Origin of the sequence: Thalassolituus sp. UBA6592 (assembly GCF_002433655.1) — a bacterium.
Lineage (GTDB): Bacteria > Pseudomonadota > Gammaproteobacteria > Pseudomonadales > Oceanobacteraceae > Venatoribacter.
The window spans coordinates 1-6584 of the sequence record NZ_DJIO01000180.1 but is presented as its reverse complement, the minus strand read 5'-3'; the positions used below and the strand labels follow the sequence as shown (position 1 = coordinate 6584).

The 6584-nt window shown below is 49.6% G+C and carries 6 protein-coding genes; 1 reads left to right on the top strand and 5 read right to left on the bottom strand.

Annotated elements, in window-relative coordinates; genetic code table 11:
• A partial coding sequence (locus B2Z72_RS17995; protein WP_414716712.1) for a class I tRNA ligase family protein occupies positions 1–414 on the bottom strand: 414 nt, incomplete at its 3' end.
• A 308-nt stretch (positions 415–722) separates the two neighbouring features.
• Here B2Z72_RS17995 and B2Z72_RS17990 point away from each other — a divergent pair.
• Positions 723–1352 carry a c-type cytochrome gene (locus tag B2Z72_RS17990; RefSeq protein ID WP_296984444.1) on the top strand — a complete coding sequence of 210 codons (630 nt, stop codon included), beginning with the start codon at positions 723–725 and terminating at the stop codon, positions 1350–1352.
• Between the two features lie 292 nt (positions 1353–1644).
• Here the strand turns inward: B2Z72_RS17990 and B2Z72_RS17985 are convergent, their stop codons facing one another.
• Genes B2Z72_RS17985 through B2Z72_RS17970 form a run of 4 tightly spaced genes read right to left on the bottom strand, consistent with a single transcriptional unit; the run spans position 1645 to position 5870 of the window.
• Complete coding sequence (locus B2Z72_RS17985; protein WP_296984443.1) at positions 1645–3237, bottom strand: GMC family oxidoreductase; 1593 nt, start codon at positions 3235–3237, stop codon at positions 1645–1647.
• A gap of 9 nt (positions 3238–3246) precedes the next feature.
• The gene (locus tag B2Z72_RS17980) at positions 3247–4086 is read right to left on the bottom strand and encodes an ABC transporter ATP-binding protein (RefSeq protein ID WP_296984442.1); all 840 of its coding nucleotides are present in this window, start codon (positions 4084–4086) and stop codon (positions 3247–3249) included.
• A complete protein-coding gene (locus B2Z72_RS17975) occupies positions 4074–4874 on the bottom strand; it encodes an ABC transporter permease (RefSeq protein WP_296984440.1) in 801 nt (266 codons plus the stop codon). Before B2Z72_RS17975 ends, B2Z72_RS17980 begins: the two co-directional genes overlap by 13 nt.
• 12 nt (positions 4875–4886) lie before the next feature.
• Positions 4887–5870, bottom strand: coding sequence for an ABC transporter substrate-binding protein (locus tag B2Z72_RS17970; protein ID WP_296984439.1), 984 nt, complete (start codon positions 5868–5870; stop codon positions 4887–4889).
• Positions 5871–6584 lie beyond the last annotated feature (714 nt).

Sequence of the window (6584 nt, the reverse complement as noted above, 5' to 3'; positions counted from 1 at the left end):
CTGTTCCCAGCGATAGTATTCCGGATCACAGGTGGCCAGCTCACGGTTCCAGTCGTAACCGAAACCCAGGGATTTCAGCTGGCCTTTCATATAAGCGATGTTTTCTTTGGTCCACTTGGCCGGTGCCACCTGATGTTTGATAGCGGCGTTTTCAGCCGGCAGGCCGAACGCGTCCCAGCCCATTGGCTGCATCACGTTTTTGCCCTGCATGCGCTGATAGCGCGAGATCACGTCACCAATGGTGTAGTTACGCACGTGACCCATGTGTAGCCGGCCGCTTGGGTATGGAAACATCGACAGGCAGTAGAACTTCTCTTTGTTGCTGTCGACAACGGCTTTAAATACCTGATTTTCTTCCCAGTGTTGCTGTACGGAAGATTCTATATCGCGGGGGCTGTAGGTCTCTTGCATCATGGCGTAATAATCGGATCTGAGTGCAGTTTAGAAAGCCCGCAAGTGTACCTGAATGCACCGATTCAGCCTAGGCCGCGTGCAGCGTCTGGCGGATATTGGCCGATGTTTTCTGCGGGCAACGCTGCTGTAGTGTGATCACAGCAGTTATTCCTTTGATTTTATGAGGGAATTGTCAGTTGATGCAGGTCAGTCTTTCGCTGAGATAAGCGAACGAGTCTCATACAGATACTTGGCCTCAGGATTGCAGCTGCGTATCTTTAGCAACTTGCTCTGATAACGCCCTTAAAAAATTGAAAGGAAAGCATCCTATGATCAGGATACTGATGGCTGTAGTTGTGTCGTTGGCATCGTTCAGTGCTGCTGCGGACAGTGTTGAATCCATGTTGCAGGAACTGGCGATTATTGAAAATAATCCGGCCCTGCATCAGGCGGCTCTTGAAGACGGTAAAGAACGCGCCACCTTATGTGTGCGCTGTCATGGCGACGACGGCAACAGTAAACGCGACTATATTCCGAACCTGGCCAGTCAGAATGCCAGCTATCTGTTCACCCAGTTCGAGCATTTTGCTAACGGCGTGCGCAAAGACTATGTGATGAGCAAGCTGGCAGTTGGTCTGAGCAAAGACGACCGCATCGCGGTTGCTCTGTACTTTGCACAAATGGACGTCAAACCCCGTGAGCAGCCGGTGCCTTCCAATGCCCGCGGCGCCGCTGTGTACAACAGTGTGTGTTTTGTCTGCCATGGTAAAGAAGGTCATGGCAGCCAACAGTATCCGCGTATCGCTGGTCAGCCGTACGCATACCTTGAAGCGACTCTGATGAAGTTTCTGAATAATGATCCCGAGCGCCAGAACTCACCGATGATGGGTGTGATCAAAAATATGAATGAGCAGCAGCTGAAAGATGTGGCGGCTTTTGTGGCGAATATGCCGCAGTAATTTCTGCTATCCCTGAGGACCCGCTGGTGAAAGCTGCGGGTCTTTATGCCGCAGGTTTTCATTATGCGGTTTTACTATGGATTGGTGTCTTAGTTTTTACTGCGTGCTTCTGCAGCATTTCCCGTATTTTTTGTCGGTAATGCCGTATACATCCACCGTACTTTCTTTGCAAGCGTACTTTCTTTGCTCTCATGCGTCGCTTTCCAGACTGATGGACTCCCACAGGAATAACATGCATAAAAAAGCCACTGTACACCAGAAGTGCGCAGTGGCTGGCGGGAGAGTTGTGAGTTCAGGCGCGGATCAGATCTGCAGCCTTTTCCCCGATCATCATGCAGGGGGCACTGGTATTACCGGAGATCAGTGTCGGCATCACAGACGCATCAGCAATGCGCAGACCTTCAAGTCCCTTCACTTTAAGGTCCGGTGTAACCACTGACATGTCGTCATGGCCCATCTTACAGGTGCCGACCGGGTGGAATACGGTAGCGCCGTATTGACGGATATTAGCGAGCATTTCTTCATCACTCTGTACGTCTTTGCCCGGCAGCATTTCAGTGCCACGTGAATCGTCATAGGCAGTATCAGCCAGAACTTTGCGCGCCAGACGCATACCTTCAGTCAGCACTTTGGCATCTTCCATATCGGACAGGAAGTTGTAATCCAGCAGCAGTTCACCTTTGCTGCCCAGGCGCAGTTCGCCAATGCTTTTCGGACGCAGCACACAGACGTGAATGGCGTAACCGTGTCCCCATTCAAACAGACGGCCACGATGGCTGCGGTAACCCGGAACATAATGGAACTGAACATCCGGCAGGTCGGTCGCCAGCGGCGTTTTAAAGAAACCACCGGCTTCCACATAGTTGGTGGTGAGCCAGCCTTTACGGCCAAAAATATAACGGAATGGCGAGGTCAGCACGGCGGGCAGAGAGCCCACAGAGAAACCCAGCGTTTTACTGTTGTTAGAGCGTACGGTTACCAGACCGTCCAGATGGTCCTGCAGGTTCTGGCCAACACCCGGCAGATTTACCAGCGTCTCAATACCTGCATTTTTCAGCTGATCTTCAGGGCCGATGCCTGAGCGCATCAGAATATGAGGTGTACCCAGGGCCCCGGCTGACAGAATCACTTCTTTGCGGGCGTTCAGCATGTGCGTGCCGGATTCATCGCTGATCTGCATACCGGTGACGCGGTTGCCATCCAGAATCAGTTTATCGACCTGAGAGTTGATTTTTACTGTCAGATTCGGGCGACTGGCCAATACCGGGGCAACGAAAGCCTGATAGCTGGATAAACGCTTACCGTCTTTCTGATTAACGTTGTAAATACCGCAGCCTTCCATTTCACCGCCGTTAAAGTCTTTGTTTTCTTTAACGCCGAGCGCATTTTGTGCAGCTTTCAGAAAGCGGTAGGTGAACGGATTAGGATCTTTTGGCTTATCAACCACAAGCGGGCCATCGGTGCCGTGGTATTTACTGTCCTGGCCGAGCATATTCTTTTCTGACTTGCGGAAATACGGCAGGACATCGTCCCAGCCCCAACCTTCGCAGCCTGCATCTTTCCAGCGCTCGTAGTCGCTGGCATGTCCGCGGATATACAGCATGCTGTTCATAGAGGCAGAACCACCCAGTGCTTTACCGCGCGGGCAGTGCATTTCCCGGTTATTCATTTCTTTCTGCGGAACAGAGAAATAATTCCAGCTATAGGTTTTGCTGGTGTACAGGGTAATGGTACCAGCCGGAGTCTTAATTCTCAGATTGTTGTCACTTCCGCCAGCTTCCAGCAACAGAACTTTTACATCCGGATTTTCGCTCAGACGGCTGGCAATTACGCTGCCCGATGAACCGGCACCAACAACGATGTAATCATAGGTGTTATCAGACATAAAACTATCTCAATGAATTTCGATCAGGTCATCGTGAAGCAAGGTCATGACTTCACGTTTCAATGCAATAAATTCAGGTTCCATAGCCAGATCCAGTGTGCGTGGATGGGGAATTTTTACATCGATAATTTTGCGGATATGGCCAGGCTTGGAGCCCATGACGAATACCCTGTCGGCAAGCAGAATTGCTTCATCAATATCATGGGTAACGAACACAACGGTTTTCTTTTTGTGCTCCCAGATACGTAATAACAGTTGCTGCATTTGTAGGCGTGTCTGGCTGTCGAGCGCGCCAAATGGCTCATCCATCAGCAGGATTTTAGGATCGTTGGCCAACGCCCGGGCAATAGCTACGCGCTGCTTCATACCGCCGGACAGTTGTTTTGGATAGTTGTCGGCGAAATTATCCAGACCTACTTCATGCAGATAAAAATCAACGATCTCCTTGCGCTGTGCAGCAGGCATTTTTTTGCGCTTAAGACCAAATTCGATGTTCTGACGAACGGTCAGCCATGGAAACAGGGTATAGCCCTGAAACACCATGCCACGGTCTGGCCCTGGCCCGGTAACCGTCTCTCCGGCTACGGTGATCTGGCCATTGCTCGGTGAATTCAGACCGGCAGTAAGATACAGAAGGCTGGATTTACCACAACCTGAAGGACCGACAATAACGGCAAACTCCTGATCCCGGACTTCCATGCAAATATCATTTAAGGCGGTAAATTCGCCGCCATCAGGTTTCGGGAAGCGCAGACTGACGTTTTTAACTTCAAGCTGTACTGGCAGGTTATCGCTGCCAGTGTCCTGTTGTTCGTCACTGATGCTGGGTACGGATTTCAGTTGGCCCATGCGCTTAACCTCGCACGTAAAATTCGGAAAAACTGGTCAGTGATCAGGCCAAGAATACCAATGATCACAATTGCTAAGAAAATAACGTCGACCTGGAAGCCGCGCATAGCTTTAAGGCTGATGTAGCCAAGACCGCTGGAGGCAGCAACCAGCTCGGCGACAACAAGATAGGTCCAGGCCCAGCCAATGGTAACGCGCAGCGTATCAAGTACTCCGGGCAGGGATGCTGGGGCAATAACGTGCATGACGACATCGCGGCGGCTGGAGCCAAGCGTGTATGCGGCCTGCATAAGATCTTTGGAAACTCCGCGGGAAACATCCGAAATCATGACCAACTGCTGGAAGAAGACACCGAAAATAATCACAGTTACACGCTGTTCAATTCCAATACCAATCCACAGAATAAATAAAGGAACAAAAGAGGTAACCGGCAGATAGCGGATAAAATTAACCAGTGGCTCCAGGAAGGCCTGAACTATACGGAAGCTGCCCATCATCAGCCCGACCGGCACGGCTACCACTGAAGAAATAAGAAAGCCAATAATAACGACCTGAAAACTTGACCATACATGAGTCATCAGGGTGCCGTTTTCTGCAAGGCGAACACCGGCCTCAAAGACCTGTATCGGAGACGGCAGGAACATATCGGGAACGATATCGCTGGCTGCGAGCAGAACCCAGGCCAGAATTAATACCAGCCAGGCAATAACACCAGTGCTGAGAATGAGCTGCCGTGGCAGCTCTTCTTTTGGTGTCATACAGTTTTGAAGAACACTGTTTTTAGACATGAATAACAAACCTTATTGCGCGAGGAAGCTGCTGTCGACCAGATCGTCGTAGCTTACATTCAGATCACGGCCCTGCAGCTTACTCCAGGTTTTGTCCGCGATTTCGACCAGCTCTTTGATTTCACCCGATGGAGACATTAAAGCTTCGTTCATCGCTTTGTCATAGAAGCGGACATTAGCAGCTGCCGCTGCAAATTCAGCCGGATCTGCCAGATAGCCACCAACACCTTTAGCCATAATTTCATAGGCTTTTTCAGGATTCTCTTTGGTGAATTCAACAGCTTTATAAATACCGGCAACCAAAGCTTTAACATCTTCAGGACGTTTCTCAATGACGTCACAGTTCAGTTCAACAACGTCAACGATAACGCCCGGAGTCTGACTGCTGTCTACCAGTACCTTACCGGCTTTATTGTTACGCACCAGAGACAGGTGTGGTTCCCAGGTAACTGCGGTTGGTACACGACCGGCGATAAAGGCGCTTGCGGCGTCGTCAGCGGTCATGTTCTGGATAATCAGGTCGTCCATGGTCATACCGTCTTTCTCCAGCAGGTAGGACAGCCAGAACTGGGAAACAGAGCCTTCGTTTACTGCGACTTTGGTTCCTTTAAGATCTTTCAGCGACTTAACGTCGTTGCCGGTTACAATACCGTCACCACCAAAGCTGTCATCCAATGCGATAACCGATTTAAAGCACATATTTGGACGGTATTTCAGAACTTCGTCGATGGTGGAGGCGGCGCCATCCAGATTGCCGGAAGCCTGAGCGGCCATATACATCGAAGCTTCTTCAATCGCCTGTAACTTAACTTCCAGACCCTGCTCTTTGAAATAACCAAGGTCGCGTGCCAGATACAGAGTGCCGTAGCCAACCCAGGTGGTGTGTGCCAGTGACAGAGTGCCTGCAGCGGCTGTCTGGCTTATGCCAAGCGCGGCGGCCAGAAGTGAAGAGGCGAGGGCTTTCTTAACAGCGGATTTTTTCTTAAACGGAATCATCTGCGATACCTATATTAGTTATTAAGGAGATTTAAAAAGCTCAGGAATAACGTTAATACTCTGCACTGCATCAATAAATTATCTTTTTCTTTAGGCCTGAATAGCGTTTTATTATTCAATAAATTATGTTTTGTAATGGTGCGGTTTTTTGCTGATATTTTTACATTCGCCCAAATATGATGCATATCGCTTCTTTTGTATTGTTCGAAGAATATTTGTAAAGACTCTGATATTGTCTGGAGTGTTTTATGCGCGGTTGATTTAATGGCCGGCGATAAGATCATATTTTATCCGCAAGAGACTTTAAATCTGGCTATTCAGGAACTCGGATGCCGATTAATAGCAGGAGGCGGATTATCTTTCCGGATCACAGTTGAACGGAGATTTTTTGAGGCCTGCCCAGGATGAATTTTTCGGAGAGAGTGTCGGGAGGCATGATTAACAAATGAGAAGGATTCGTTAGTGCTGATCTTTACAGAAGTATAATGAATTGTAGTTAATAGGAATAAAAAAGCAGGATGACGTGCATAGCTGTCCCACAAATTTCTATTCAAGCGTTTTCGAGAAACGTTAAGCCACTTGTCCTCATAGAGGGGCCTTCCGAAACGTCGGACCGCCCCTCTCGCCGGACGGGCTGTATTCCTGACCGCCATGGATGGCGGAAATGCATGTTTTGCAGGAGCAAAAACAGGCCCGCTTCGCGCTTTCTGGCTC

Bases quoted from the DNA above. Each gene is read 5' to 3' on its own strand.
- B2Z72_RS17985 (WP_296984443.1), bottom strand. From the start codon at position 3,237: ATGTCTGATAACACCTATGATTACATCGTTGTTGGTGCCGGTTCATCG.
- B2Z72_RS17980 (WP_296984442.1), bottom strand. From the start codon at position 4,086: ATGGGCCAACTGAAATCCGTACCCAGCATCAGTGACGAACAACAGGAC.
- B2Z72_RS17990 (WP_296984444.1), top strand. From the start codon at position 723: ATGATCAGGATACTGATGGCTGTAGTTGTGTCGTTGGCATCGTTCAGT.
- B2Z72_RS17975 (WP_296984440.1), bottom strand. From the start codon at position 4,874: ATGTCTAAAAACAGTGTTCTTCAAAACTGTATGACACCAAAAGAAGAG.
- B2Z72_RS17970 (WP_296984439.1), bottom strand. From the start codon at position 5,870: ATGATTCCGTTTAAGAAAAAATCCGCTGTTAAGAAAGCCCTCGCCTCT.